The sequence below is a fragment of the bacterium genome, from assembly GCA_019637795.1.
Classification (GTDB): domain Bacteria; phylum Desulfobacterota; class Binatia; order HRBIN30; family CADEER01; genus JAHBUY01.
The window spans coordinates 371,131-396,582 of the sequence record JAHBUY010000006.1; the positions used below are offsets into that span (position 1 = coordinate 371,131).

26 protein-coding genes are annotated in these 25,452 nt (G+C 73.8%); 5 read left to right on the forward strand and 21 right to left on the reverse strand.

Annotation, left to right across the window (positions count from 1 at the left end):
• Positions 1–44: 44 nt before the first annotated feature.
• On the forward strand, positions 45–548 hold the full coding sequence (rfaE2, locus tag KF840_21465; protein MBX3027473.1) for a D-glycero-beta-D-manno-heptose 1-phosphate adenylyltransferase: 504 nt from the start codon (positions 45–47) through the stop codon (positions 546–548).
• 17 nt (positions 549–565) lie between these two features.
• Here the strand turns inward: rfaE2 and KF840_21470 are convergent, their stop codons facing one another.
• Positions 566–2,122, reverse strand: coding sequence for an MFS transporter (locus KF840_21470; GenBank protein MBX3027474.1), 1,557 nt, complete (start codon positions 2,120–2,122; stop codon positions 566–568).
• A 147-nt stretch (positions 2,123–2,269) separates the two neighbouring features.
• Between KF840_21470 and rpmB the strand changes: the two genes are divergently transcribed.
• Positions 2,270–2,458: a 50S ribosomal protein L28 gene (rpmB, locus tag KF840_21475; protein ID MBX3027475.1), complete on the forward strand. Its 189-nt coding sequence runs from the start codon at positions 2,270–2,272 to the stop codon at positions 2,456–2,458.
• A 73-nt stretch (positions 2,459–2,531) separates the two neighbouring features.
• Entirely contained in the window at positions 2,532–2,921 is a 390-nt protein-coding gene (locus tag KF840_21480) for a RidA family protein (GenBank protein MBX3027476.1), read from the forward strand.
• A gap of 251 nt (positions 2,922–3,172) precedes the next feature.
• On the opposite strand, the gene KF840_21485 is transcribed toward KF840_21480, so the two are convergent.
• The 6 genes from KF840_21485 to KF840_21510 all read right to left on the reverse strand — a co-directional run bounded on the left by KF840_21485 (position 3,173) and on the right by KF840_21510 (position 9,859).
• Positions 3,173–5,320 (reverse strand): bifunctional (p)ppGpp synthetase/guanosine-3',5'-bis(diphosphate) 3'-pyrophosphohydrolase, encoded by a 2,148-nt coding sequence (locus tag KF840_21485; protein ID MBX3027477.1) that lies wholly within the window; start codon positions 5,318–5,320, stop codon positions 3,173–3,175.
• Positions 5,317–5,862, reverse strand: a complete 546-nt coding sequence (locus KF840_21490) for a cytidylate kinase family protein (protein MBX3027478.1) — start codon at positions 5,860–5,862, stop codon at positions 5,317–5,319. The genes KF840_21485 and KF840_21490 overlap by 4 nt, the downstream gene beginning before the upstream one ends.
• A 93-nt stretch (positions 5,863–5,955) precedes the next feature.
• On the reverse strand, positions 5,956–6,834 hold the full coding sequence (locus KF840_21495; protein ID MBX3027479.1) for a YicC family protein: 879 nt from the start codon (positions 6,832–6,834) through the stop codon (positions 5,956–5,958).
• 21 nt (positions 6,835–6,855) lie between these two features.
• The gene (rfaE1, locus tag KF840_21500) at positions 6,856–7,845 is read right to left on the reverse strand and encodes a D-glycero-beta-D-manno-heptose-7-phosphate kinase (protein ID MBX3027480.1); all 990 of its coding nucleotides are present in this window, start codon (positions 7,843–7,845) and stop codon (positions 6,856–6,858) included.
• Positions 7,845–8,876: a glycosyltransferase family 9 protein gene (locus tag KF840_21505; protein MBX3027481.1), complete on the reverse strand. Its 1,032-nt coding sequence runs from the start codon at positions 8,874–8,876 to the stop codon at positions 7,845–7,847. Before KF840_21505 ends, rfaE1 begins: the two co-directional genes overlap by 1 nt.
• Complete coding sequence (locus KF840_21510; protein MBX3027482.1) at positions 8,876–9,859, reverse strand: hypothetical protein; 984 nt, start codon at positions 9,857–9,859, stop codon at positions 8,876–8,878. Before KF840_21510 ends, KF840_21505 begins: the two co-directional genes overlap by 1 nt.
• A gap of 72 nt (positions 9,860–9,931) precedes the next feature.
• Here KF840_21510 and KF840_21515 point away from each other — a divergent pair, with 72 nt between their 5' ends.
• Positions 9,932–10,813, forward strand: coding sequence for a glycosyltransferase family 2 protein (locus KF840_21515; protein ID MBX3027483.1), 882 nt, complete (start codon positions 9,932–9,934; stop codon positions 10,811–10,813).
• Between the two features lie 27 nt (positions 10,814–10,840).
• On the opposite strand, the gene KF840_21520 is transcribed toward KF840_21515, so the two are convergent.
• The 5 genes from KF840_21520 to KF840_21540 all read right to left on the reverse strand — a co-directional run bounded on the left by KF840_21520 (position 10,841) and on the right by KF840_21540 (position 15,310).
• Positions 10,841–11,614, reverse strand: a complete 774-nt coding sequence (locus tag KF840_21520) for an FkbM family methyltransferase (protein MBX3027484.1) — start codon at positions 11,612–11,614, stop codon at positions 10,841–10,843.
• A 145-nt stretch (positions 11,615–11,759) separates the two neighbouring features.
• Complete coding sequence (locus tag KF840_21525) at positions 11,760–12,566, reverse strand: glycosyltransferase (GenBank protein MBX3027485.1); 807 nt, start codon at positions 12,564–12,566, stop codon at positions 11,760–11,762.
• Entirely contained in the window at positions 12,563–13,336 is a 774-nt protein-coding gene (locus KF840_21530; GenBank protein ID MBX3027486.1) for a glycosyltransferase family 2 protein, read from the reverse strand. The genes KF840_21525 and KF840_21530 overlap by 4 nt, the downstream gene beginning before the upstream one ends.
• On the reverse strand, positions 13,333–14,433 hold the full coding sequence (locus KF840_21535; protein MBX3027487.1) for a glycosyltransferase family 4 protein: 1,101 nt from the start codon (positions 14,431–14,433) through the stop codon (positions 13,333–13,335). The genes KF840_21530 and KF840_21535 overlap by 4 nt, the downstream gene beginning before the upstream one ends.
• A 91-nt stretch (positions 14,434–14,524) precedes the next feature.
• Positions 14,525–15,310: a glycosyltransferase gene (locus KF840_21540; GenBank protein MBX3027488.1), complete on the reverse strand. Its 786-nt coding sequence runs from the start codon at positions 15,308–15,310 to the stop codon at positions 14,525–14,527.
• Positions 15,311–15,612: 302 nt separating this feature from the next.
• Here KF840_21540 and KF840_21545 point away from each other — a divergent pair, with 302 nt between their 5' ends.
• Positions 15,613–16,383, forward strand: coding sequence for a class I SAM-dependent methyltransferase (locus KF840_21545; GenBank protein MBX3027489.1), 771 nt, complete (start codon positions 15,613–15,615; stop codon positions 16,381–16,383).
• 20 nt (positions 16,384–16,403) lie between these two features.
• Here KF840_21545 and KF840_21550 read toward each other — a convergent pair whose 3' ends face one another.
• The 9 genes from KF840_21550 to lpxI all read right to left on the reverse strand — a co-directional run bounded on the left by KF840_21550 (position 16,404) and on the right by lpxI (position 25,422).
• On the reverse strand, positions 16,404–17,135 hold the full coding sequence (locus tag KF840_21550) for a hypothetical protein (GenBank protein ID MBX3027490.1): 732 nt from the start codon (positions 17,133–17,135) through the stop codon (positions 16,404–16,406).
• Between the two features lie 164 nt (positions 17,136–17,299).
• Complete coding sequence (locus KF840_21555; GenBank protein MBX3027491.1) at positions 17,300–17,473, reverse strand: Trm112 family protein; 174 nt, start codon at positions 17,471–17,473, stop codon at positions 17,300–17,302.
• Positions 17,460–18,554 carry a tetraacyldisaccharide 4'-kinase gene (lpxK, locus tag KF840_21560; protein MBX3027492.1) on the reverse strand — a complete coding sequence of 365 codons (1,095 nt, stop codon included), beginning with the start codon at positions 18,552–18,554 and terminating at the stop codon, positions 17,460–17,462. Before lpxK ends, KF840_21555 begins: the two co-directional genes overlap by 14 nt.
• Positions 18,551–19,876 carry a 3-deoxy-D-manno-octulosonic acid transferase gene (locus tag KF840_21565; GenBank protein MBX3027493.1) on the reverse strand — a complete coding sequence of 442 codons (1,326 nt, stop codon included), beginning with the start codon at positions 19,874–19,876 and terminating at the stop codon, positions 18,551–18,553. The genes lpxK and KF840_21565 overlap by 4 nt, the downstream gene beginning before the upstream one ends.
• Positions 19,873–20,616 carry a lysophospholipid acyltransferase family protein gene (locus KF840_21570; protein MBX3027494.1) on the reverse strand — a complete coding sequence of 248 codons (744 nt, stop codon included), beginning with the start codon at positions 20,614–20,616 and terminating at the stop codon, positions 19,873–19,875. Before KF840_21570 ends, KF840_21565 begins: the two co-directional genes overlap by 4 nt.
• A 6-nt stretch (positions 20,617–20,622) precedes the next feature.
• Positions 20,623–22,365: a lipid A export permease/ATP-binding protein MsbA gene (msbA, locus tag KF840_21575; GenBank protein ID MBX3027495.1), complete on the reverse strand. Its 1,743-nt coding sequence runs from the start codon at positions 22,363–22,365 to the stop codon at positions 20,623–20,625.
• Positions 22,366–22,521: 156 nt separating this feature from the next.
• Entirely contained in the window at positions 22,522–23,682 is a 1,161-nt protein-coding gene (lpxB, locus tag KF840_21580) for a lipid-A-disaccharide synthase (protein ID MBX3027496.1), read from the reverse strand.
• Positions 23,679–24,617, reverse strand: a complete 939-nt coding sequence (locus KF840_21585; GenBank protein MBX3027497.1) for a Gfo/Idh/MocA family oxidoreductase — start codon at positions 24,615–24,617, stop codon at positions 23,679–23,681. The genes lpxB and KF840_21585 overlap by 4 nt, the downstream gene beginning before the upstream one ends.
• Positions 24,610–25,422 carry a UDP-2,3-diacylglucosamine diphosphatase LpxI gene (lpxI, locus tag KF840_21590; protein MBX3027498.1) on the reverse strand — a complete coding sequence of 271 codons (813 nt, stop codon included), beginning with the start codon at positions 25,420–25,422 and terminating at the stop codon, positions 24,610–24,612. Before lpxI ends, KF840_21585 begins: the two co-directional genes overlap by 8 nt.
• Between the last annotated feature and the right edge of the window lie 30 nt (positions 25,423–25,452).

The window sequence follows — 25,452 nt, forward strand, 5'->3', positions numbered from 1 at the left end:
CGCCGCGGTCAGCAGCCGCCAGCCGGCTGTGCTATCAGCCGCCGATGGTCTCCGGGATCCTGAGTCTGCCGGCGCTGCGGCGCCGCCTCGCGGCCGATCGGCGCGCCGGGCGGCGCGTCGTCTTCACCAACGGCGTCTTCGATCTGCTCCATCCCGGGCACGTGCGCTACCTGCGCGCCGCCCGGCGGCTGGGCGACGTGCTGGTGGTGGGGCTCAACAGCGACCGCTCGGCGCGCCGGCTGCACAAGGGGCCGGGCCGGCCGCTGGTGCGCGCGCGCGATCGCGCCGAGGTGCTGGCGGCGCTGGAGATGGTGGACTACGTGACGATCTTCGACCAGGACACGCCCTACGAGCTGATCCGCGCGGCGCAGCCCGACGTGCTGGTGAAAGGCGGCGACTGGACCGTCGACCGCATCGTCGGCGCCGACCTCGTGCTCGCCCGCGGCGGCAGCGTCAAGTCGCTGCGCTTCGCCCCCGGGTACTCGACGACGCGCCTGGTCGAGACGATCGCCACGCGGGCGCGCCGCGGCGCGCGCAGGACGACCTGACCGCGATCCGACGATCGTCACCGCGCGGGCGCCGAGACGCCCCGTCCAGGGGAACGATGCCGTTCGACGGCGCCCCGCGGCGCGCCGCGGTGGTGAATGCTGGCGCGCCACAGGAGCATCGCCGCCACCGGGTTCACCAGCAGCGCCCACAACATCGCCGAGCGCAGGTCGCCGAGGGCGACGCTCAGGCGGCCGATGGTGTACGGCCCGAGCGCCAGGCCGATGAAGGTGACGACCAGCAGGTAGGCGGCCGACGCCGTGCCGCGCAGGCGCGGCGGCACGAGATCCTGCACGGTCGCCGCCCCGGGGCCGATCCACAGCGAGGTGCCGACGCCGACCAGCGCGTTGAGCGCGAATGCCGCCGCGGTCCATTCGCTGCGCAGCATGCCGACCGCGAACGGCAGCGGCAGCAGCGCCGCCGCGACGCCGACGTAGAGGCGCGCCGCGGCGGCCCGGCGGTGCCACCGATCCGCCCACAGCCCGCCCAGCGTGACCCCCAGCCAGCCGGCGGCCGCCGCGGTGCCGCCGAGCCAGAGCCCGGCCTCCGCCTCGCTGACGCCGAGCACGCGCACGAAGTACGGCGGCACCCAGAAGCCGACGCCGTAGCCGGTGAAGGCGAGGAGCGCGAAGCCGAGCGCCGCGTAGCGCAGGCTCGGCACGCCGACGATGGCCGCGTACCCGTCCGGATCGCGACGGCGCAGCGCCTGCGCCCACGACAACGCCGCGTAGGTGCCGATGCCGAGGGCGATCCACTGCGCCGGCGTGCCGAGCAGCGTGGTCAGCGCCCACGCCCCGACCGCGACGGCGGCGGCCAGCCCGAGGTTGGCGACCACCGCCGGGGCGCCGCCGAGGCGCGCCTGGGCGAGCAGCGTCAGCGGCGGCAGCACCGCGGCGAGCTCGTCGCCCAGGGCGCGCAACGGCCGCGGCGAGGGGCCGGCGCCGCCGTCGCCGCGCGCCGGCTCGCGCAGGCTCGCCACCCACAGCGCCAGCAGCAGCCCCGGCAGGCCGACGGCGAGAAAGGCGACCTGCCAGCCGCGCAGGCCGAACGGCGCCGCGGCACCGGGAAAGGCCGCGTCCCAGCGCTCGACGATCAGGCCGCCGATGCCGAGCCCGAGGCCGGCGCCGATGTAGATGCCGCTGGAGTAGATGGCGAGCACGGTCGCCCGCCGCGCCGGTGGAAAGGAGTCGGAGAGCAGGGAGTACGCCGCCGGGTTGGCGCTCGCTTCGCCGATGCCGACGCCGACCCGCGCCGCCGAGAGCTCGACGAAGTTGCGCGCCAACGCCGAGGCGGCGGTCATCACGCTCCACACCGCCAGCCCGAGGGCGATCAGCCGCGTGCGCGTCCAGACGTCGGCCAGGCGGCCGAGCGGAATGCCGAACAGCGCGTAGAAGACGGCGAAGGCGGTGCCGTAGAGGAAGCCGATCTGGTCGTCGCCCAGCCCGAGATCGGCCTTGATGCGCTCGGCGAGGATCGAGAGGATCTGCCGGTCGAGGAAGTTGAGAACGTAGACCACGACCAGCAGCCCCAGCACGTAGCGCGCATAGGCCTCGGAGGAGCGGTCGGGGGGCGCCATGGTCGAGCGCGCATGGCACGATTCGCGGCGCCGCACCATCGCCGGCCGCGGCGGAACCGGGCCGCCGCCCTTCGTTGCCCTTGGCGGCGGGACCGTGCTAGCTGTCGTCGATTCCCCTCCGAGCGGAGCGGACAAAGGAGCACGCCAATGCGTCAGTGCGAGATCTGCGGCAAGGGCCCGTCGGTGGGCAACAACGTCAGCCACGCCAACAACAAGACCAAGCGCCGCTGGAGTCCCAACCTGCAGCGCGTCCGCGCCAACCTGAAGGGCACGGTGAAGTACATCCGCGTCTGCACCCGCTGCCTGCGTTCGGGCAAGGTGCAGAAGGCCGCCTGAGCACGCGCGTGACCGGTGACCGGGAGGGCGCTGCCCCGGGACCGGTCACGGGCACCGGCCACCGGCCACGCCCGTGAAGCCCCTCTCCACCCCGCACGCCCCCGCCGCCATCGGCCCGTACAGCCAGGCGGTCGAGCACGGCGGCGTCGTCTACTGCTCCGGCCAGATCGCGCTCGACCCCGCCAGCGGGCAACTGGTCGCCGGCGGCACCGCCGTCGAGGCCGAGCGCGCGCTGGAGAACCTCCAGGCGGTGCTCGCGGCCGCCGGCTGCACCTTCGCCGACGTGGTGCGGGTGACCATCTTCCTGGTCGACCTCGCCGACTTCGCCACCGTCAACGAGATCTACGGCCGCTACGTGCGCGCGCCCTATCCGGCGCGGGTCACCGTCGGCGTGGCGGCCCTCCCGCGCGGCGCCCGCGTCGAAATCGACGCGCTGGCGGTGAAGCCGGTCGTCGGTCGCTAGCCTCGATGTGGCCGAAATGCGTTCACCACGGAGGCACGGAGGCACGGAGGAACCTGGACAAGAGAGGGTTCGCGGGCGAGAGCCCCAACGCCATCAGGAATGGCCATGGGGATCGCGCCCGCCCGCCATTCCCACGCTGCACCCTCCGTGTCTCCGTGCCTCCGTGGTGAACGTGGTTGTCGTATCGAGGTCGGTTGTTGCGCCAGAGGGATCTGGCTCGCCGAACGACGAACGACCCGACGCCCGGCCCTTCAGGCGCGCGGCCGGCTCACCCGGATGACGCCGCGCAGCTTGCCGATGGCGCGGATCACCTTGTTGAGCTGATCCGCCGTCCCGACCACGATCTCGAAGCTGTTGAGCGCCTGCTTGTCCGGCGTGCTCTGCACCTGGGCGCGGCTGATGTTGACGCCGACCCCGGAGATCGACTTGGTGATCGCGGCCAGCATGCCGGGCTGGTCGACACACACCACCTCGAGGTTGATCGGCCGCAGACCGTTGGCGCCGCTGGCCCACACCACCTCGACGCGGCGCGCCGGATCGCTCTCGAGGACGCGCGGGCAGTCCATGGCGTGCACGGTGACGCCGCGGCCGCGGGTGATGAAGCCGAGGATGCGTTCGCCGGGCAGCGGGTCGCAGCACTTGCCGAAGCGCACCAGCACGTCCTCGACGCCGCTCACCTGCACCCCGGCGCCCTGGCCGGCGACGCGGCGCAGGAACTTGCGCAGCGCCCCCTCCTCGCGATCGGCGCGGCGCGCCAGCTCCTCCTCCGGCAGCAGCTTCGCCAGCACCTGGGCGGTGGTGATCTTGCCGTAGCCGACGCTGGCGATCAGGCCTTCCTCGTCCTTCACGCCGAGCGCGTGCGCCGCCTGGTCGAGGCCGCCGGCGCGCTGCACCTTCTTGAGGTCGAGCTGGTGGCGGGCGAGGTCGCGCTCGAGGATCTCGCGCCCCACCGCCAGGCTGCGGGTGCGCTGCTGGTGGCGCAGCCAGGCGCGGATGCGCGCCTTGGCCCGACTGGTCTTGACCGCGCCGAGCCAGTCCTTGCTCGGCGTCTGGCTGGCGGTGGTGACGATCTCGACCGTATCGCCGTTGCGCAGGCGGTAGCGCAGCGGCACCAGGCGGCCGTTGACCCGCGCCCCGGCGCAGTGGTGGCCGACCTCGGAGTGGATGCGGTAGGCGAAGTCGATCACCGACGAGCCCTCGGGGAAGTTCAGCACGTCGCCCTTCGGCGTGAAGACGAAGACCTCGTCGCTGAACAGGTCCTCCTTCACCGAGCCGAGGAACTCCTGCGGGTCGGAGACGTTCTGCTGCCACTCCAGGAGCTGCCGCAGCCAGGCGAAGCGCTGCGCCTCGGCGGCGCCGACCAGCTCGCCGCCCTTGTACTTCCAGTGCGCCGCGACGCCGAACTCGGCGACCCGGTGCATCTCGTGGGTGCGGATCTGCACCTCCACCCGCTCGCCGTAGAGGCCGATGACGGTGGTGTGCAGCGACTGGTACATGTTGTTCTTGGGCAGCGCGATGTAGTCCTTGAAGCGCCCCGGCACCGGCTTCCAGTTGGCGTGCACGACGCCCAGGGCGCCGTAGCAGTCGGCCAGCGAGTCGACGATCACCCGGAACCCGACCAGGTCGTAGATCTGGTCGTAGAGCAGGTTCTCGCGCTGCATCTTGCCGTAGATCGAGTAGAAGTGCTTCGGCCGCCCGGAGACCTCCGCCTCGACGCCGGCCTCGCTCAGCTTCTTCGCCAGCACGGCGCTGAACTCGTTGATGTACTTGGTGCGCTCGGCCTTCTTCTTGGCGACGTTGCGCTTGAGCTGGTAGTACACCTCGGGGCGCAGGTAGCGCAGCGCGTTGTCCTCGAGCTCGTTCTTGAGCCAGGAGACGCCGAGGCGGTGCGCGATCGGGGCATAGATGTCGAGCGTCTCCTGGGCGATGTCGCGCTGCCGCTCGCTCGACAGGTGCTGCAGGGTCCGCATGTTGTCGGTGCGGTCGGCGAGCTTCACCAGGATGACGCGGATGTCGCGCGCCATGGCGAGGATCATCTTGCGGAAGTTCTCCGCCTGCTTCTCCTCGCGGCTGGTGAAGTTCACCTGCGAGAGCTTGGTGACGCCGTCCACCAGGGTCGCCACCTCGTCGCCGAACTCCGCCTTCACCTCGTCCAGGGTCGTCAAGGTGTCTTCGACCGTGTCGTGCAGCAGTCCGGTGACGATGCTCGGCACGTCGAGCCGGAGGTCGGCGATGAGACTCGCGACGCCCACCGGGTGGATGAAGTACGGCTCGCCCGACTGCCGCTTCTGCCCCTTGTGGACGACGCGCGAGAACTCGTAGGCGCGGCGGATGAACCCGGCGTCGGCGGCGCTGTGATAGGCGCGCACCTTGCTGACCAGGTCCTCGGCGCTGGTCATCGGATCGCCCCGTCGAAGCGGGCCCGCGCCGCATCGGTCAGGGTCTCGACCAGTTCCTCCGGCGTGCGGTCGTCGGTGGCCAGGATCACGTCGTAGACGCCGTGGTCGGCCAGGTCGTACCCGTAGATCGCCTGGTAGCGCTTGGCGTCCGACTGGTGGCGCAGCCGGTTCACCTCCAGCACCGCCCGCCAGTCGCTGCCTTCGCGCTGCGCCACGCGCCGGGCGCGCGTCTCGTCGCTGGCGTCGAGCCAGACCTTGAGCGCGTCGAGCCCGTTCTCCGCGGCGAGAAAGCCGGCCAGCCGCCCTTCCAGCACGACGTCGCCCTGGCGCGCCCGCGCCGACATCGCGGCGTCGAGGTCGCGGTCGATCGAGTGGTCGCGCTCGCACAGCGCGTTGAACGCCGCCAGGCTCAGCCCCCGGCGCTTCGCCTCCTGCCGGTACAGATCCCCGGCATAGACGTGCGGCACCCCCAGCCGCGCCGCCAAGAGCCTGGCGACGGTGGTCTTGCCGCTGCCCGGCACGCCGGAAATCGTGATCAGCACGGCGCTACTCTACCGAGAATCGAAGGGGAAATCTTCACCACGGCGGCAGCGAGCCGTGCCTCGCGGCTCGCTGCCGCCGTGGTGAAGGCTGGGTCACTCCACGTTCTGCACCTGCTCGCGCAGCTTCTCGATCTCGCCCTTGGCCTCCAGCGCCAGGTTGGTGACGTCGAGGTCGGCGCTCTTGGAGGCGATGGTGTTCACCTCGCGGTGGATCTCCTGGATGAGGAAGTCGATGGCCTTGCCCACCGACCCCTTCTGGCGCAGCAGCTCGGCCAGGCGGTCGAGATGGCTGTCGAGGCGCACCAGCTCCTCGGTGACGTCCGCGCGCTCGGCCAGCAACGCCGCCTCCTGGACGAGGCGCTCCTCGTTCACCGTCCCCTTGCCGAGCAGCGCCGTCACCCGTTCGCCCAAGCGCTTGGCGAGCTCCGGCACCAGGGCGGTGGTGCGCGCGCGCAGCGCCGCGTCGATGGCGCGCAGGCGTTTCAGCCGCGACTGCATGTCGGCCTGCAGCAGCCGGCCCTCGCGGTCGCGGGCGCGGTTGAAGTCCTTGAGCGCCGCCGTCAACAGGCGTCTGACCTGCGGCAGGTCGGCGCTGGCGTCGGCGCGCCGTTCGACCACCCGCACCAGATCGGCGCCGCGGCCCATCAGCATGCCGATGTCGATCGCGCCCGGCAGCTTGAGCCGCCGCTGCAGCCCCTGCCAGCCGGCGAGGATGGCGCGCGCCAGGGGTTCGTTCGCCTCGACGGTGACCTCGTCGCCGGCGCTGCCGGCGCGGAAGATCGTCACCTCGACCTTGCCGCGTTCGGCGACCCCGCTCACCAGCTCGCGCAGCTCCGCCTCCCAGGCCTGACACTCGCGCGGCAGCGACAGCTTGACATCGAGGAAGCGCTGGTTGACGCTGCGCACCTCCACCGACAGCCGCGTGCCGCCGCCCTGCCAGCTCGCCTGGCCGAACCCCGTCATGCTCCGCATGCTCGCTCCACCCTTTCTCGGCTACCGCCGCCCTCGCAGATCCGCCCGCACCTGCGCCGCCGTGACCGTCGCCGTGCCGACCTCGCCGACGACGATGCCGGCGGCGTGATTGGCGAGCACCGCCGCCGCCTCCAGGCTGGCGCCGGCGCCGAGGGCGAGGGCGCAGGCGGCGACCACCGTGTCGCCGGCGCCGGTCACGTCGAACACGTGCCGGGCGACGGTCGGGAAGTGGCGCGCCGGCGCGCCGCGCGCGAACAGCGACATCCCCTGCTCGCCGCGGGTGATCAGCACCGCCTCGGCCTGCCAGCGCTCGAGCAGCGCCGCGCCGGCGCGCGCCAGGCTGGCGGCGTCGCGGATCTCGATCCCCGCCGCCTGGCTCGCCTCGTCGCGGTTCGGCGTCAGCAGACTGGCGCCGCGGTAGTGGGCGAAGTTGGCCTTCTTCGGGTCGATGAGCAGCGGGAACGGCCGCCGCCGCCGCACCGCGGCGAGGGCGGCGAGCAGCTCCGGCGTCACCAGCCCCTTGCCGTAGTCGGAGATGACCACCACGTCGGCGTCGCCGAGGTGGGCGAGGAGGAAGCCGCGGGCCCGCGCCGCGGCGCGGCTCTCGCGCCGCTGCGCGTCCTCGCGATCGAGGCGCACCACCTGCTGGCGGTGGGCGATGATGCGCGTCTTGCGCGTCGTCACCGCCGTCCGGCTCTGCACCACCCCGCCGACGTCGGCGCCCACCCGGCGCAGCTCGTCGAGCAGGTCGCGGCCGGCGGCATCGGCACCGACGACGCCGCACGCCACCACCGCGCCGCCGAGGGCGCGGATGTTGTGCGCCACGTTGGCGGCGCCGCCGAGGCGGCGGCTCTCGGCGGTGACCTGCACCACCGGCACCGGCGCCTCGGGGGAGATGCGGTCGACGGTGCCCCAGACGAAATGGTCGAGCATCAGGTCGCCGGCGACCAGCACCGTGACGCGCCGGAACCGGGACACCACCGCCGCCGGATCGTCTCGCCGCCCCGCCATCATCCGCCCTCCTCTCCAGCCGCCGCCGCGCCGCGCGCCAGCGCCGCCTCGACCCGCTCGATCACCTTCCCCGGCGTGATGGTCTCCATGCACAGGCGACCGATCGGACAGCGCGGACGGTAGCACGGGACGCACGGCGCCTCGCCGCGGAGCACGTAGTCGTGCCAGCCCCACGGCCCGGAGCGCCGCGGACTGGTGGCGCCGAACAGCGCCACCACGGGCGCGCCGACGGCGGCGGCGATGTGCATCGGCCCGGTGTCCGGTCCGATCGCCACCGCCGCCCGCTCCATCACCGCGATCACGTCGCGCAACCCCGTGCGTCCGACCAGGTTGATCAGCGGCCCGGCGCCGGCCGCGCCCACGGCCTCGGCGAAGGCGGCGTCGGCCGGCCCGCCGACCAGCACCACCGGCAGGCCGAGGGCGCGCAGCAGCCGGCACAGCTCGGCGGTCGCCGCCGGCAGCCAGCGGCGGCTCGGCCACGTCGAGCCGACGTAGAGGACCGCCGGCCGCTCGCCGGCGTCGGCGAGCAGCGTCGCCACCCGCTGCCGCTCCTCCGCGGTCGCCGCCAGGCCGAAGGTCAGCGGCGCCGGCAGGACGCCGAGGCGATCCGCGAAGCGCTGGAAGTGGGTCACCTTGAGGGTGAAGGTCTGCACCGGCTCGATGGTCTCGGTGTTGAAGAACCAGTTGCCCTCGCGCGAGTTCCGCCAGTGGAAGCCAACCCGCCGCGGCGCCCGCGTCGCCCAACTGAAGAGGCCGCTCTTGAAGTGGCGCTGCAGGTCGAGGACCACGTCGGCGCGCCGCTCGCGCAGCCCGCGCAGCATGCGGAGCAGCGCCGGCGCGCCGCCGCCGCGGCGGAAGACCAGGACGTCGTCGACCGCCGGATGATGCGCGAGCAGCGGCGCCGCCGCCGGCTCGACCGCCCACATGATGCGGGTCCGCGTCCACCCGGCGCGCAGCCGCTGGGCCAGCGGCATGCCGCAGACGACGTCGCCGATGGCGCCGAGCAGGATGATGAGCAGGCGCTCCGGCATCAGATCGGCACCCCGGGCGCCGGCGCCGGCAGCGGCGCCCAGCCGGCGCTGGCCCGCGGGTACTCGGGCCACAGCAGCGCCGCGCTCAGCGCCTGCACCAGCAACGCCGCCGCCGCCAGGCGCAGCAGCCCCGGTCCGCGCGCCCGCGCCACCGCCGCGCCGGCCAGCAGCGCCAGCCACGGCGCCGCCAGGACCGCCAGCAGCACCGGCACGCCGATGCCGATCGCCAGCGCCACCGCCAGCCCGATGACCGTGGCGCCGTCGGCGTATCGACTGGTCCGCCGCGGGCGCTGCGCCATCGCCAACCCGAGCAGCGGCAGGGCGTTGAGCACCAGCAGCGGGCTCACCCCCCGGGACGCCAGCTCGTCGGCGAACGCCGTCGCCGCCCAGACACGGGCGTACTCGGTCGGTTCGAACGGTGGCAGGGCGTCGATCCCCAACAGCACCGCGGCCGACACCGCCGCGCCGAGGACGACGCTGACCACGGCGCCCTGGACGACGCGGCGGCGCGGCTCGCAGCGCTCGGCGGTGAGGATGCGCCAGCCGACCAGCGCGACGGCGCCGATCGCCAGCGCCGCGCACACCGGTCGCCGCGCCGCGCCCTCGACGTGCAGCACGCCGATCGCCAGGCCGAGACAGACGCCGGCCGCCACCGCGCGTTGCACGGTCGGGTCGAGCAGGCCGCGGATGAGCAGCGTCAGCCCGGCGGTGAGCAGCAACGCCGCCGGCAACCCGCCGCCGCCAACCGCGCCGAGCACCGGCGCGAAGAGCACCAGCGCCAGCGCCGCCGTCCCGGCGCCGCGCTCGCCGTAGCGGGCGCGCGCGTTCGCCCACACCACGGCTGCCAGCAACGCCAGCAGCACGGTGTCGACCAGCGCGGTCTCGAACGGCACCAGGTGACGGGCGGCGCTCAGCGCCAGCGCCAGCGCCGCCGCGAGGGCGAGGAATGGGGCGGAGGCGGACGGCGACGAGGGGGTGGCCATGACGGGCAAGGGCGCGATCCTCGCGATGCCGGGCGGCTGGGTCAAGCGGACGCCATCTGCTAGTCAGCCGCCGTGCGCGTCAGTGGCTTCAGCTTCGTCCGCAACGCCATCGACCTCTACTATCCGGTGCTGGAGTCGATCCGCTCGGCGCTGCCGATCTGCGACGAGTTCGTGGTCGCGGCGGGCGACTCGACCGACGGCACCAGCGCGTTGTTGCGCGGCATCGGCGACCCCAAGCTGCGTCTCATCGAGACGGTGTGGGACCAGTCGCAGTTCGTGCGCGGCGCCAGCAACGCGGTGCAGACCAACATCGCGCTCGATGCCTGCGGCGGCGACTGGTGCTTCTACCTCCAGGCCGACGAGGTGGTGCACGAGGACGACCTGGAGCCGCTGCGCCGGCGCATGCGGAGCTACCTGCACGACCCGCGGGTCGATGGGCTGCTGTTCGAGTACCTGCACTTCTACGCCGACTACGACCATGTCCACGCCGGCCACGCCTGGTACCGCCGCGAGGTCCGAGTCGTCCGCGGCCAACGCGGCATCCGCTCCTGGAAGAGCGCCCAGGGGTTCCGCCGCGCCGACGGCAGCAAGCTGCGGGTCGTGCCGGCGGGGGCCCGCATCTTCCACTACGGCTGGGTGCGGCCGCCGCGCCGCATGTCGGCCAAGGCGCGCGCCCTCGCCGAGGTCCACCTCGGCGCCGCCGGCGCCCGCGCCCACGTCCCCGACATCGACACCGGCTACGATTTCGGTCGGCTGCACGGCCGCACCCGTTTCACCGGCACCCACCCGGCGGTGATGCGCGAGCGCATCGCCGCCTGCGACTGGCGCGTCGAGCCGACGGCCACCGAGCGCAAGCACGACCGCCTCGGGCAGCGGGTACTGTCGTTCCTCGAGAACCAGGTGCTCGGGTTTCGCGTGGCGGAGCACCGGAACTACGTGCTGATCCCGCCGTGAACGGGCGGGCGCGGCGCCCGCCGCCGGTCACGCTCTGCGCTCCGCGAACACGTAGCCCGTGCGCGACGGCAGGTGATCGCGCGTCGTCACCGCGAAGCCCTCGGCCGCGAGACGCCGCACCAGCTCGTCGTGGTGATGGTCGGTGATCCAGTCGTGATACTCGAGGGCGATGCGGCGGATGCGGGCGTAGGCGTCGGAGGGCGCGTCGAGCAGGATCTCGTACTCGGCGCCTTCGCAGTCGAGCTTGAGGAAGTCGCAGCGCGCCACGTCGTAGCGCGCCAAGGCGTCGGCCAGGGTGATGCACTCGATGCGCACCGCCTCGCCGGAGGTGCCGAACAGGGAATGGACGCCGTGCCGCCCCTGCATGTGCAGCTCGCGCGTGCCGGCCTGCCCGGCGATGGCGAGCGGGATCGGCTGGATGGCGTCGAGGCGGTTGCGCGCCGCGTTGCGCTGCAGCAGCGCGAAGCTCTCCGGAAACGGCTCGAAGGCGAGGACGCGCGCCGCGCCGTGGTCGGCGGCGACGTGCAGCGCGAACATGCCGATGTTGGCGCCGACGTCGATCACCACCGCGCCGGGCGGCAGGGGGTCGCGGCGCAGCCGGTAGTCGTCCTTGTAGACGATCTCCTTGTACAGCGGCACCAGCAGCGCCCCCGGCGCGCTCTCGATCTCGAGGCCGTTGCGCAGGCGCAGGCGGGTCACCTCCTCGCCGCGCAGCGCCGCGGCGCCGATCTGCAGCCAGTTGGCGACCCCGCCGGCGTAGCGGACCGACTTCAGCGCTTCCGCGAGGCCCTGCTTCGGCATCGCGTCAAGGAACCACAGATGCACACGGATGGCCACAGAGGCACACCGATCCCCCGCCTCTCGCGCCGTTCACGACGTCGGGCGGAGGTGGTGCAGCGGATCGGCGTTCGGTGTTCATCCGTGGCCATCGGCGTCGATCCGTGGCTCATTCGTGGATGCCGTGGGGCGTCCGCACGACCCCCGCGGCCCGATTCTGATCGTACAGCGCCCTGTTGGCGGCGATCACCGCGTCGTTGCGCCAGGGGCGCGGGTGATCGAGGTGGTAGACGGGGGCGGTGTAGCGGACGGAGACGCCGACCACGCCGGCGAGCAGCAGGCGCTGGCCGAAGTCGGCGTCCTCGTAGCCGTAGGTGAAGCGCTCGTCGAAGCCGCCGACGGCATGCGCGTGGCGAGCCCAGGTGGAGGCGTTCTCGCCCCGCCACCCGGGTGGCCGCGGCACGTTGCGGTCGAGCAGGTCGCGCAGGCCGGGGATCCAACTCGCGACCAGGCGGCGCCGCTTCGCGACGTCGAGCCACCAGCGCCCCGGGCGGTCCAGCACGCCGCGGCGCACCGCCGCGGCGTCGAGCGCCGCGCTGGCGTGCCGCCCCAGCAGCACCTTGCCGCCGCTGACGTAGCGACCCGGGGCGGCGCGGGCGGCATGCACCGCCAGGCAGTGCGCGGCGGGGATGCAGTCGCCGTCGAAGAACACCAGGTACTCGGCGCGGGCGGCGAGGATCGCCTGGTTGAGAATGCGGCATTTGCGGAAGCCCGCGTCGGGATGCCAGACGTGGCGCACCGGATACGGCAGGCGGCGGGTCCAGGATGCGATCAGCCGCCGCGTCTCCTCGCCGCTGCCGTCGTCGGCGATCAGCAGCTCCTGCGGCGGCCGCGTCTGCCGCGCCAATCCGCTCAGCACCAGATCGAGGGCGCGCGGGTTCTCGTAGGTCGAGACGATGACGGCGAGCGAGATCATCGGCCGTCGCCCTGCAACGCCAGCAGCTTGGCATAGCGCAGCCGCACGTAGTGCGCCGCCAGGTAGGCGAGCAGCAGGCCGCGCCAGCCGTCGCGGAAGCCGGCCTTCAGGACGTAGAACTGGAAGAAGCGCCACGCCGGATGGAGCACCAGGTCGAGGGCGCCGGCGCGGCGGCCACGCGCGTGCAGGCCCTCCGCCATGATCGTGGTGTAGCGGTCGATGGTGCGCAGGTGCTCGCTGATCGAGCGGTAGGGGATGTGCAGGAGGTCTTCGTGGAGCGCGGCGACCGGGCCGTCCACCACCACCCGCTCGTGCAGGTCGTAGGTCGCCTTGGCGGCGAAATGGCCGCGGCGGCGATCGAACAGGCGCACCGAGCGGTCGGGATACCAGGTGCCGTGGCGGATCCAGCGCCCGAGGTATTGGCTGCAGCGCGGCAGCGAGTAGGCGGCGGCGCCGGCGAAGCCGGTGGCGCGGCGGGCGGCGATCGCCGCCTGCAGCGGCTCGGAAACCCGCTCGTCGGCGTCGATCACCAGCACCCAGTCGTGCGCCGCGGCGCGCACCGCGAATTCCTTCTGCGCCGCAAACCCCGGCCAGTCGCGCTCGATCACCCGCGCGCCCAACGCCGCGGCGCGCTGGCGCGTGTCGTCGGTGGAGTGCGAGTCGACGACCACGACCTCGTCGCACCAGGCGAGCGAGCGCAGGCAGTCCTCGATGCGGTCCGCCTCGTCGCGGGTGACGACGCAGGCGCTGATCGGCGGCAGATCGCTCATCGTCCGAGCACGTCGCGGTAGAGGCGCTCATACGCCGCGACCATCTGCTCCGCCAGGAACCCCTCCCCGACCCGTGTCGGGCCGGCGGCGCCGAGGGCGGCGCGCAGGGCCGGCTCGCGCAGCAGGCGCTCGAGCGCGGCCCCGAGGGCGACCGCGTCGCCGGGCGGCACCAGCAGGCCGGTGCGGCCGTCGACCACCGCCTCGGCGAGGCCGCCGACGGCGCTCGCCACCACCGGGCGGCCGGCCGCCATCGCCTCGAGCGCCGCCACGCCGAGCCCCTCGGCGCGCGACGGCAGGACGAAGACGTCGGCGGCGGCGAGCAGATCGCCGACGTCGTCGCGCTGGCCGAGCCAGGCGACCTGCGCCGCCACGCCGCACCGTTCGGCCTGCGCCGCCAGCGCCGCGCCCTCCGGCCCCTCGCCGGCGACCCAGAGGAGCGGCCGCAGGCCGCGCGCCGCCAGCGCCGCCAGGGCGTCGAGCAGCACGTCGATCCCCTTCCGCCGCACCAGCGCCGCGGCGCACAGGAGGACCGTCGCGTCGGCCGCCGCCCCTTGCGCGCCGCGCACCGCCGCGGTGCCGAGACGCGGCCGCACGCGCTCCGGATCGACCGCGCTGGGGATGAGGACGATGCGCTGGCGCGGCACGCCGCCGGCGATCAGTTGCGCGACGATGCCGGGCGCGATCGCCGCGGTGCGCTGGCTGCAGCGCTCGTAGATGAGCCGCGTGCGCCAGCCGCGCCGCACCGGCCGATCCATGCGCCGGGTGACCACCGCCGGCAGTCCGGCGCGCCGCGCGGCGAGGCCGCCGAGCCAGGCGGCGCGGCCGGTGTGGAGGTGGACGAGATCGGCGCCGCGCAGCGCGCCGGACAGCCGCCAGGCGGCGATGAGGTCGAGGTCGCCCCGCATCGCCACCGGCCGCACGGCGATGCCCCGCCGCGCGGCCGCGGCCGCCGCGGCGCTGCCGGGCGGGCAGAGCAGCACGTTGCGATGCCCGCGCCGCGCCAGGCCCTCCATGAGCAGGAACACCTGCACCTCGCCGCCGGAGAACCGGCGCTCGGCGACGACGTGGGCGATGGTGAGTGGAGACGGGGTGTTCACCGCAGGGACGCAGGGGCGCGGAGGCCAGAGAATGTTGGCGCCAGGCGGATGTCTCCGCGCCTCGGCGTCTCCGCGGTGACGGTCTTGGTTCTCATCGATCCAGTGACGCGTCGGCGAGGATCGCCCGCGTCGCCGGGCGGGCGAGGAAGCCGTCGACGTGGCGGCGGTGGCGGCGGATGCGGGCGGCGAATTCGGGGTCGGCGGCGCGGAAGAGGCGATTGGCGATGCGCGTCGTGTCGCCCTTGTGGAAGACGTAGTAGCCGACGGCGCGGTCGGGCAGCGACAACAGGCGTTCGCCGCGCGCCGCCAGGGCGGCATTGGCGGCATGGGTGGCGTCCTCGCGGCCGTCGCTGGCGAAGGCGCAGCCGGCGGCGCGGAAGGCGGCGGTGCGATAGAGCGTCAGGCAGGAGCGCAGCCAGGGCACGCCGTCGCCGGTGGTGCGGCCGCGCCAGCGCGCCAGCAGCGGCGCGCTGCGCTCGGCCAGTCGCGCCGCCCAGGCGGCGTCGTAGACGCGGATGGTCTGGTGGCGCGAGCCGACCGCCGCGTAGCCGCGTCGCAGGACGCGGAGGAGCATCGACAGCCAACCGGCGCGGTGCACGTAGGTGTCGGAGTGCAGGACCGCGAACACGGGCGAGCGCACCCGCGCCGCCCCGAGGTTGAGCGCCGCCGCCTGGGCGGCGACGAGATCGTTGGCGATGCCGGTGTCCACGCACTCGACCCAGGTGAGCGACCGCAGGTAGTCGCGCGCGCCGTCGCGCGAGCCGTTGTCGAGCACCAGCACCCGCGGCGCCGGGTCGGTATAGCGGCGGATCGAACGCAGACAGAGCCGGATCGCGTCCAGGGTCTGGAAGTGGGGGATGAGGAGCGTGACGTCCATGGGCAGCCGGGTTGTTGCGTTGTTAGGTCGTTAGTTGTTGGGTTGTCTACCGATCGGCGCCCGGCTGGCGGCCGGTCCGCGAACCACTAACCTCGATGCGACGAAAACACTTCACCACGGAGACACGGAGGAGCCGGGACAAGAGGGGTTCGGGAGCGAGATCCCCAACGCCATCGGCAATGGCCATAGGGATCGCATCCACCCGCCATTCCGACGCTGCCCCCTCCCTGTCTCCGTGCCTCCGTGGTGAAGGTGTTTTGTCGTCTCGAGGCTGACAACTCGCCACACCCCAACGACCTCACATGCCCGATATCGCTCCCCTCTCCCACTCCGTCACCAGCGAGCGCGTGCTCGGGCTGCTCGACGGGCTCGATTGGCGGCAGGCTCGGGTCTGCGACGTCGGCGCCGGCAACGGCTACTTCTCGCAGGCGCTGGGCGAGCGGCTGCGGGCCCGCGGCCTCGACCCCGCCGCCCATCTCGCCGCCTGCGATGTCGTGCCGGCGGCGTTCCGCTATCCGCGGCTGCGCTGCGACGCCATCGCCGCCGACGGCGTCCTCCCCTACCCCGATGCGAGCTTCGACGCGGTGGTCAGCATCGAGGTGGTGGAGCACGTCGAGAACCAGTTCGCCTTCCTGCGCGAGCTGGCGCGCATCGCCAGGCCCGGGGCGCCGGTGATCGTCACCACGCCCAACACGCTGAACGCCAACTCGCGTCTGCGCACGCTGCTGCAGGGCTTCCCGCTGCTCTTCGACCCGCTGCCGCTCGCCGCCGGCGACGTCCGCCACCTGAGCGGCCACATCCATCCCGTCAGCCCCTACTTCCTCGCGCTCGCTGCCCTGCGCGCGGGCCTCACGGCGCCGCGCTTCCATCCCGACCGCACCAAGACCTCCGCCGTCATCCAGACCGCCCTGCTCGCCCCCGCGCTGTGGCTCGCCGCCGCCGCGCAGCGCCGGCGCCTGCGCCGCAAGTGGCCGGGCCTCTACGAGCAGAACGCGGCGCTGCTGCGCGCCGTCAACGGCTGGGGCATGCTCACCTGCCGCACCGCGGTGCTGGCGGTCGCGAAGCCGCGCTGACGGCCGACCGCCGGCCACGATCAGCGGTCGGCCAGCACGGCGCGGAAGGCGTCGACGCAGGCCAGGGTGATCACCGCCGACTCGGGATCGAGGCGGCGGATCGAGCGGCAGATGCGGGCGAAGGCGGCCTGGCGGTGGCGCGGCGTCACAGTGGCGAAGCGCACGCCATCGAGATCGATCAGCCACGCCTCGAGACCGCCGGCGGCGCGGCGGATGAGGACGTTCTGCAGATTGAGGTCCGGGTGCAGGGCGCCGGCATCGTGCAGACGGCGGACCAGGGCGGCGGCAGCGGCGCAGGCATCGCCGCGCTGCGCCGCCGGCGCCTGTTGCAGGAAGCGCCAGAGGTTGGCGGCGCCCCACAGCTCGCGGGTGACGAACGCGCCGCGGTAGAGCCCGGGCGCGTCCCACAGCACGGCGGCGCCGAGCGGCTCCGGCGTCGGCACCCCCGCCGCCGCCACCGCGACGGCGGTGCGCAGCTCGCGGAACGGGCGCGGCGCGACGCCGAGGTAACGGCTGCGGTTGAGCCGCCCGATCAGGCCGCCGCGCCGGTACGGACGCAGGACGACCGGCAGATCGTGGCGCAGCAGGAAGGCGCCGACCCCGCCGCGACCGCCCGGCAGCGCGCGCGCCGGCGGCAGGTCGTCGCGCGCCCAGCGCCGCAGCAGCTCACCCACCTCGGGGGCGTCGTCGCGCACCAGCAGCCGCAGCCGGCCGGCGCGAACGAACGAGAAGCCGTCGGGCGTGCGGGGCATCACGAAGGTTCGTCGATGACGGGTGTGTCGAGACTTCGGGGGTTGGGGGGCCGAGGAGCAGCGACCCGAGCCACGAATCCCTGACCACCAGCCCCTGGGAACGCCCGTCGCACCCACTGACTCGGCGGGTCCTCCCCGCTCCGTGCAGCAGTCGATCTCGAACTTCAGCCCGGCAGCGGCAAAGCTTCGTCGATCAGCATCACCGGAATGTCGTCCTTGATCGGGTAGAGGAGCTGGCAGGTGCCGCAGGCGAGGCCGTCGCCGGCGGCGGTGAGCTGCACCGGGCCCTTGCACTTCGGGCACGCCAGGATGTCGAGCAGGTCCTTACTGATGGCCATCGGGGGTCTCCTTCGCGGGTGGCGGCCGCAGGCCGACGCGGACCGCGATGTCGTCGAGCAGCGCCGCGCCGTGCTGCACGCGCGGCGCGATCCGTAGCGCAACCAGCTTGCCGGTTGCAAAGGGAAAGGCCTCGAGCTTCACGAGGTCCTTCTCGGTGGTGACGATGAGGTCGACGTCGTGTCCGCGGCGGGCGATGCGGTGCCACTGCTCGATCGTGTAGCGGTGGTGATCGGGATACTCGAAGACCTCCTCGATCGTCGCGTCCCAGCGGTGCAGCAGCGCGTAGAACGGATCCGGCCGCGCGATGCCGGTGACGGCGATGACGCGGCGGCCGGCGAGTCGGCCCATGGCATGGGCGTGCCAGAGGCCGGCGACCGATTCCACCACCGCCGCCGCCTCGAGATGGGCGTGGTACTGCGCCACGCGCAGCTCGCCCGGGGCGTCGACGGCATCCTGCTCGTCCCGTCCCATGAGCAGGATGGCGTCGGCGCGCGCCGCGGCGCGCGGCGGCTCGCGGAAGGGACCGGCGGGCAGCAACGGGCCGCGGCGGCCGTCGAGCAGGACGAGGTCGAAGTCGCGGGCGATGGCGCGATGCTGGAATCCGTCGTCGAGCACGACCACGTCGGCGCCGAGCTCGACCGCCCGCGCCGCTCCCTCGAGGCGGCGCTGCGCCACGACCACCGGCCCGGAGAAGCACTTGGCCATCATCACCGGCTCGTCGCCGGCGACGTCGGGACCCACCTCGGGACCACTGCCGCGCGACACCACGGTCGCGCCGCGCGCCGTGCCGCCGTAGCCGCGCGACACGATCGCCGGGCGCGCGCCGCGGGCCCGCAGCCCCTCCGCCACCCACAGCGTGACCGGCGTCTTGCCCGTGCCCCCGACCGCGAGGTTGCCGACGCTCACCACCGGCACGGGCGCGCGCCGGCCGCGCAGCAGGCCGAGGCGATAGGCGGCGCCGCGCAGGCCGACGCCGACGGCGAAGGCGGCGCTGAACGGCCGCAGGGCCAGCGACTCCGCCCGGCCGCGCAGGCCGCGCCGCGGCCAGACCCGCTCGCGCATGTGCCGCTCGAGGCTCACGTCGCCCCCAGCAGCGGCGCCAGCAGCTCCCACGTCCGCTGCAGCGACTCGGCGCGCGCCAGCGCCACCGCCCGCGCCCGTTCGCCGGCCGCCTCGGCCGCCTCGCGGCGCGCCAGCAGCCCGTCCCAGTAGCGCGCCAGCTCGCCCGGCGAGCGCACGGCCTCGGCGGCGCCCGCCGCCGACAGCGCCTCGGCCGCGGCGGCGACGTTCTCGGTGTGCGGTCCGAAGGCGACGGCGCGGCCGTGCGCCGCCGGCTCGAGGACGTTGTGCCCGCCGAGCGGCGCCACCGTGCCACCGACGAACACCGCCCAGGCCGCCGGGAAGAAGCGCGTCAGCTCGCCGAGGCTGTCGAGCAGCACCGCCTCGACCTCCGGACCGACCGCCGCGACGGCGCTGCGCCGCACCCAGCGCAGGCGCGCCGCGTCGAGCAGCGCCGCCGCCTCGTCGAAGCGCTCGGGCCGGCGCGGCGCGACGAGCAGCAGCGCGTCGCGATAGACGCGGCGCAGCGGCGCGAAGGCCTGCAACACGAACTCCTCCTCGCCGGGCTGGGTGCTGGCGGCGATCACCAGGCGGCGCTCGGCGAGGCCGCCGAGCGGCGGCGGGCCGGCGCTCGGCGGCACGCGCGCCGCCTTCAGCGAGCCGGTGACGTGCACGCGGTCGGACGGCGCGCCGAGGGCGACGATGCGCTCGGCATCGGCCAGGGTCTGCATGCCGAACGCGGCCACCCGCGCCAGCGCCGCCGGCAGCAGCGGCCCGGCCCAGCGGCCCCGCTCGACGGTGCGCGCCGAGAGCCGGCCGCTGACGATGGCGATCGGCGCCCCGACCCGCGCCGCGGCGCGGAACAGCCCGGGCCAGAGCTCCGTCTCCACCACCAGCAGGGCGCGCGGCCGGACGCGGCGGAAGACGCGATCGACGACGCGCAGCGCGTCCATCGGCAGCAGCGTCGCGACGTCGGCCCGCAGCTCGTCGCGCGCCACGGCGCGCCCCGTGGTGGTCGTCGTCGACACCACCAGCGGCCGCTGCGGACAGCGCTCGCGCAGCCGCGCCACCAGCGGCGCCGCCGACAGCGCCTCGCCGACCGAGGCGCAGTGCACCCAGATGGGCGGCGCCGGCAACGCCGCCGCGGCCGCCGGCACGCGGCCCAGCCGCTCCTCGATGCCCTCCGCCAGACCACGCCGGCGCAGCCACGGCCACGCCGGCACCGCCAGCACCGCGGCCAGTCCGCCCACCACGTCGTAGGCCCAGTAGGCGGCGCGGGCGGCAAGCGGCGACGGCGGCGCCGGCAGCGCCGACGGCGAGACGGGGGCGGTGTCGTCGCTCACGGTCGTCGTGGCTCCGTCGCCGGGCACTCGCCCGGCGCGGGATCGGGTGCGATCGCCGGCATGCCGACCATCGCCTCGACGCCGGCGGTCAGCTCGCGCAGCCGGCGCTCCAGCTCCTCGCGCAGCGCCTCCATCTCGGCGGCCGACGCCTCGGCGGGCACGGCGAGGGGCGTGCCGACGGCGATGACCACGCGCGTCAACGGCAGCGGAATCACCAGGCGATCCCAACTGCGCAGGTGGCGGGCGCGCGTCGCGGCGTAGGCGACGGGAAAGATCGGGGCCTGCACCACCCTGGCGAGGTGGATGACCCCCGGCTTCGCCACGTAGCGCGGGCCGCGCGGGCCGTCCGGGATGACGGCGAGATTGTCGCCGGCGCGGTAGGCGCCGACCAGGCGGAGGAAGCCGCCGACCGCGCCGCGGGTCGCCGAGCCGCGCACCGTGCGCACCCCCCAGGACTCGAGCAGGCCGGTGCCGAGGTCGCCGTCGCGGTGCTGGCTGACCAGGATGCACGTCGGCTGGCCGGCGGCGACGACCGGCAGCATGAGCAGCCGGTTGTGCCAGAAGGCGAGCACGACGCGCTCGCCGCCGCGCCAGCGGGCCCGCAGCGCCGCGTCGCCGACGTACTCGATGCGCAGGCTGGCCTGCAGCCCGCGCAGCAGCGGCCGCAGCAGCCGCGGCGCCAGGGCCGCCAGCGCCGACAGCACCCGGCGGCGGAGGGTACGCCGCCTTCGGTCAGCCATGCCCGCTCACGCCGCCGCGTCGGGAGCCGCGAACTGGAGATCGTGCAGCTTGCGGTAGTCGCCGTTGCGCGCCAGCAGCTCCTCGTGCGTCCCCTGCTCGACGATGGCGCCGCGGACCAGCACGATGATGCGGTCGGCGTTGCGGATCGTCGACAGCCGGTGCGCGATCACCAGCGTCGTGCGCCCCTGCACCAGGGTGTCGAGCGCCTGTTGCACCAGGCGCTCGGACTCGTTGTCGAGCGCCGAGGTGGCCTCGTCGAGGACGAGGATGGGGGCGTTCTTGAGCAGCGCGCGGGCGATGGCGATGCGCTGCCGCTGGCCGCCCGAGAGGCGCAGGCCGAGCTCGCCGATCATCGTGTCGTAGCCCTGCGGCAGCTCGCTGATGAACTCGTGCGCGTTCGCCGCGCGCGCCGCGGCGATGATCGCCTCCATCGGCTGCTCGATCGAGCCGTAGGCGATGTTGTTGCGCACCGTGTCGTTGAACAGGAAGGTGTGTTGGGTGACGAGCGCCATCTGCGCCCGCAGGCTGGCCTGGGTGACGTCGCGGATGTCGACGCCGTCGATGCGGATGGCGCCCGACTGCACGTCGTAGAAGCGCAGCAGCAGGTCGGCGAGCGTGCTCTTGCCGCCGCCGCTCGCGCCGACCAGGGCCACCACCTCGCCGCGGCGCAGGGTCAGGGTGACGTGGCGCAGCACCGGCTCGGCATCGTAGCGGAAGGTCACGTCCTCGACGTCGATGCGGTCGCGCAGCGGCGCCAGCACGCCGGCGCCGGGGCGATCCTGGACCTCCGGCTTGGTGTCGAGCAGCTCGAAGACCCGGTCGGCGGCCGCCAGGCCCTGTTGGATGGTGCCGTTGGCCCGCCCCAGCCCCTTGAACGGGTCGTAGAGCAGGAAGAGCGCGGTGAGGAAGGCGAGAAAGGAGCCCTGGGTGCGGCCGCCGACGACGACGCTGTAACCGCCGTACCAGACGACGCCGGCGATGCCGAAGGCGGCGAGGATCTCCATCATCGGCGTGTTGAAATTGCGGATGCGGGCGACGCGCATCGCCGTCCGCTGCAGACCGCGGCTCTCGGCGGCGAAGCGCTGCTTCTCGTAGGCCTCCATGTTGAAGGCCTTGACGACGCGGTTGCCCTGCACCGTCTCCTGCAGCAGCGCGGTGAGCACGCCGAGCGTGCCCTGCAGCTTGCGGGCGTGCTGGCGCATGCGCTTCGAGAGCCGCACCATCGGCAGCACCGAGGCGGGAAACACCACCATGCCGATCAGGGCCAGCAGCCAGTCCTGGTAGAAGGCGACCGCCATCAGCACGATCAGCGACACGCCGTCCTTGAGCACCGAGGCGGCCGTGCCGGTGAGCGAGGTGCCGATGACGTAGACGTCGCTGGTGACGCGCGACAGCAGCGCGCCGGTCGGGTGGCGATGGAAGAAGCCGAGCGACAGGTCCTGGATGTGCGCGTTGAGATCGTTGCGCAGATCGTTGATGACCTGGTTGCTGACGTACTCGCTGAGGTAGCCGCTGCCAAAGCCGCACAGGCCGCGGAAGATGAACACGCCGATGATCGCGAACGGCAGCACCTCCAGGACGTTGCCATTCTTGGCGGTGAAGATGTCGTCGAAGATGAAGCGCACGAGGAACGGCATGGCGCCGGCGGTGGAGCCGAAGAGGATCATGCAGGCCATGGCGCCGACGAAGTACGGCCACACGTAGGGCCGCAGATAGCCGAGCAGGCGGTGGATCAGTGCGCGGTCCATGCGAGCGTCAGCCTCGTCGCGGGCCGCGGGATCCACGGATGAACACGGATCCCCTTCCCCCACTCCGCCGATGGGCACAGGTCCGCCCCACCCTCCCCACACGGGAGAGGTGAGCTGGCAAGAGCTCCTCTGGCTGAGGGAAGTGGGGAGTGGCGTTCATCGGTGCGGTTGGGGATTGGGATCCGTGTTCATCCGTGGACCGACCAGCGTCAGCGCCAACTCCGCCGCCCGCGACGCGGCTCCCGGCTCGCCGAGCGCCGCCCGCAACTCGACGAGTGCCGCGGCGACCTCGGCGTGGCGGCGGTGGACGTCGCGCACCGCGTCGGCAATGGCGGCGGGCGTGACCGCGTCCTGAATGAGCTCGGGGAACATGGGGCGTTGGAGAATGATGTTGGGCATGCCGATCCAGGGCACGTCGACCAGCCGGCGGGCAATCCAGTAAGTGAGTGGTGCCAGACGATACACGATGACCATCGGGCAGCCCAAGAGGGCGGTCTCGACGGTCGCGGTGCCCGAGGCGACGATGGCCGCGTCGGCGGCGGCGACCACGTTGTACGTGTCGTTGTGCGCCACCGGCATCGGTACCGGGCGGCCGCCGAGGGCCGCCGCGAGGTCGTCGGGCGCCAGCGACTCGGCCAGTGCGGTGATCGACTGCCAGCCCTCGGGTGCCAGGCTGGCGGCCGCGTCGCACATGGCGCGGAAGAGGAGCCTCACCTCCTTCGTGCGGCTGCCCGGCAGCAGCGCCAGCAGCGGCCGGTCGGCGACCAGGCCGTAGCGGGCGCGGGTCTCCTCGCGGCCGCGGGTGGCGCGGACGACGTCGAGCAGCGGATGGCCGACGTGCTCGGCCAGGTGCCGCCCGCCGGCGTTGTAGACCCCGGGCTCGAAGGGGAACACGGCGGCGAGCTTGTCGACCCGTTCGGCGATGGTGCGGATGCGGCCTTTCCGCCACGCCCACACCTGCGGCGCGACGAAGTAGAAGACCGGGATACCCCGTCGTTTGGCCTGCTTCGCCAGGCGCAGGTTGAACTCCGGGTAGTCGACCAGCACCACCAGGTCGGGCCGGGTCGAATCGAGCGTGCGGACCAGCGTGCGGTAGGCGGCGACCAGACGGCCGAGGGTGCCGAAGGTCTCGGTGAAGCCCATGGTCGCCACGTGCGCGGTATCGACCAGCACCTGCATGCCGGCGGCGCGCAGGCGCGGGCCGCCGATGCCGACCACCTCGAGATCGGGGCGGCGGGCGCGCAGTTGGGTGACGAGCGCCGCGCCGTGCAGGTCGCCGGACGCCTCGCCGGCGACCAGCAGGACGCGCAGCGTCATGCCGTCTCCAGCGCGGCGCGGATGCGCTCCGCGACCTCCATGGCGCGCACCGCGGTGACGCCGTCCACCAGCGGCGTGGCGCGGCGGCGGACCGAGTCGACGAACGCCTCGATCTCGTCGAAGAGCGGATCGGCGTCGCTGAAGTGCTGCTCGCTGACGTCGATGGTCGGCAGCCCGCCGGCGGCGGCCGGCAGGCGGCGATAGAGGCGGATCGTGCGGTCGCCGTAGTCGACCGAGACGTAGGCGTCGGCCTGGAAGAAGCGGATCTTGCGCTCCCGCTTCATGGCGACGCGGCTGGCGGTGACGTTGGCGATCGTGCCGCCGGCGAAGCGCAGGCGGGCGTTGGCGATGTCGACGCGCTCGGAGAGCACCGGCACGCCGACCGCCTCGACCCGTTCGAGCGGCGCCGGGACGACGCTGAGGATGACGTCGAGATCGTGGATCATGAGGTCGAGGATGACGTCGACCTCGGTGCCGCGCTCGGTGAAGGGCGCCAGGCGGTGGCACTCGATGAAGCGCGGGTGGGTGAGCACGCCGGCCAACGAGCGGATGGCGGGATTGAAGCGCTCGAGGTGGCCGACCTGCAGGATGCGCCCGTGCTCGGCGGCGAGCGCGACCAGGGCGCGCCCCTCGGGCAGGGTCGCGGTGATCGGCTTCTCCACCAGCACGTCGATGCCGTGCGACAACAGCGCCGAGGCGACGGCGAAGTGGGCGTTGGTCGGCACCGCGATGCTGGCGCAGTCGATGCGGCCGAAGAGATCCTCGACCGCGGCGGCCGCCGGCGCGCCGACGCGGGCGCCGATGGCGGCGGCGCGGGCCGGGTCGGCATCGACGACGCCGACCAGCGCGACGCCCGGCAGGCTGGCGTACTTCTCGGCGTGGAAGGCGCCGAGATAGCCGACGCCGACCACCGCCGCGCGCACCGGCTCAGGCATCGGCGCGCACTCCGACGATCACCAGGTGGGCGGCGGCGGCGTCCGCCAGCAGGCGCTCGCGCTCGAGCAGCAGCGTGCGCCCGGCCTCCAGCGCCAGCACCGCGATGCCGGCATCGCGGCACACCGCGATCGTCGCCGGTCCGACCGCCGGCACGTCGAAGCGCAGGTCCTGCGTCGGCTTGCTCACCTTCACCGCCACCGCGCCGCCGCGGCCGAGCGCGCCGCCTCGGCGCAGCGTCTCGTCGGTCCCCTCCAGCGCCTCGACCGCCAGCACCATGCGCGACTTCACCACCACCGTCTGGCCGATGTCCCAGGCGCCGATGCCCTTCGCGGCCGCCAGCCCATAGCGGATGTCGGCCCACTGCGCCGCGTCGGGCGCGCCGGCGGTGAGCGCACCTTCCGGGGTGAGGATCGAGGCGAGGAAGAGGGTCGACTCGACCACCGCGATCCCCTCGCCCGCCAACTCCTCGGCGACGCCGCGCAGCACGACGTCGTCGCTCCACCGCGTCAGCCGGGCGAGAAAGCGCTGTCCGCGCTCGTCGGGCGCGAAATGCTCGAGCAGCGCCGCCTTGCGGATGCCGCCCGCCATCACCGCCCGGCGCACCCCGGCCTGCTGGAAGGCGCGGATGATGGTGTCGAGCTGACCGACCTTGATCCAGGCGCAGGACTCCACCTCCGCCGCGAGCGCGGGATCCGTCTCGCCCTCGTGCGCGACCGCGACGACCGCAACGCCCGCGGCGCGGGCCGTGCGCGCGAAGAGGAGCGGGAACGTGCCATTGCCGGCGATGAGACCGATGCGTTCCATGGACGATCACGGACGGCGCGCGCTGCCAGG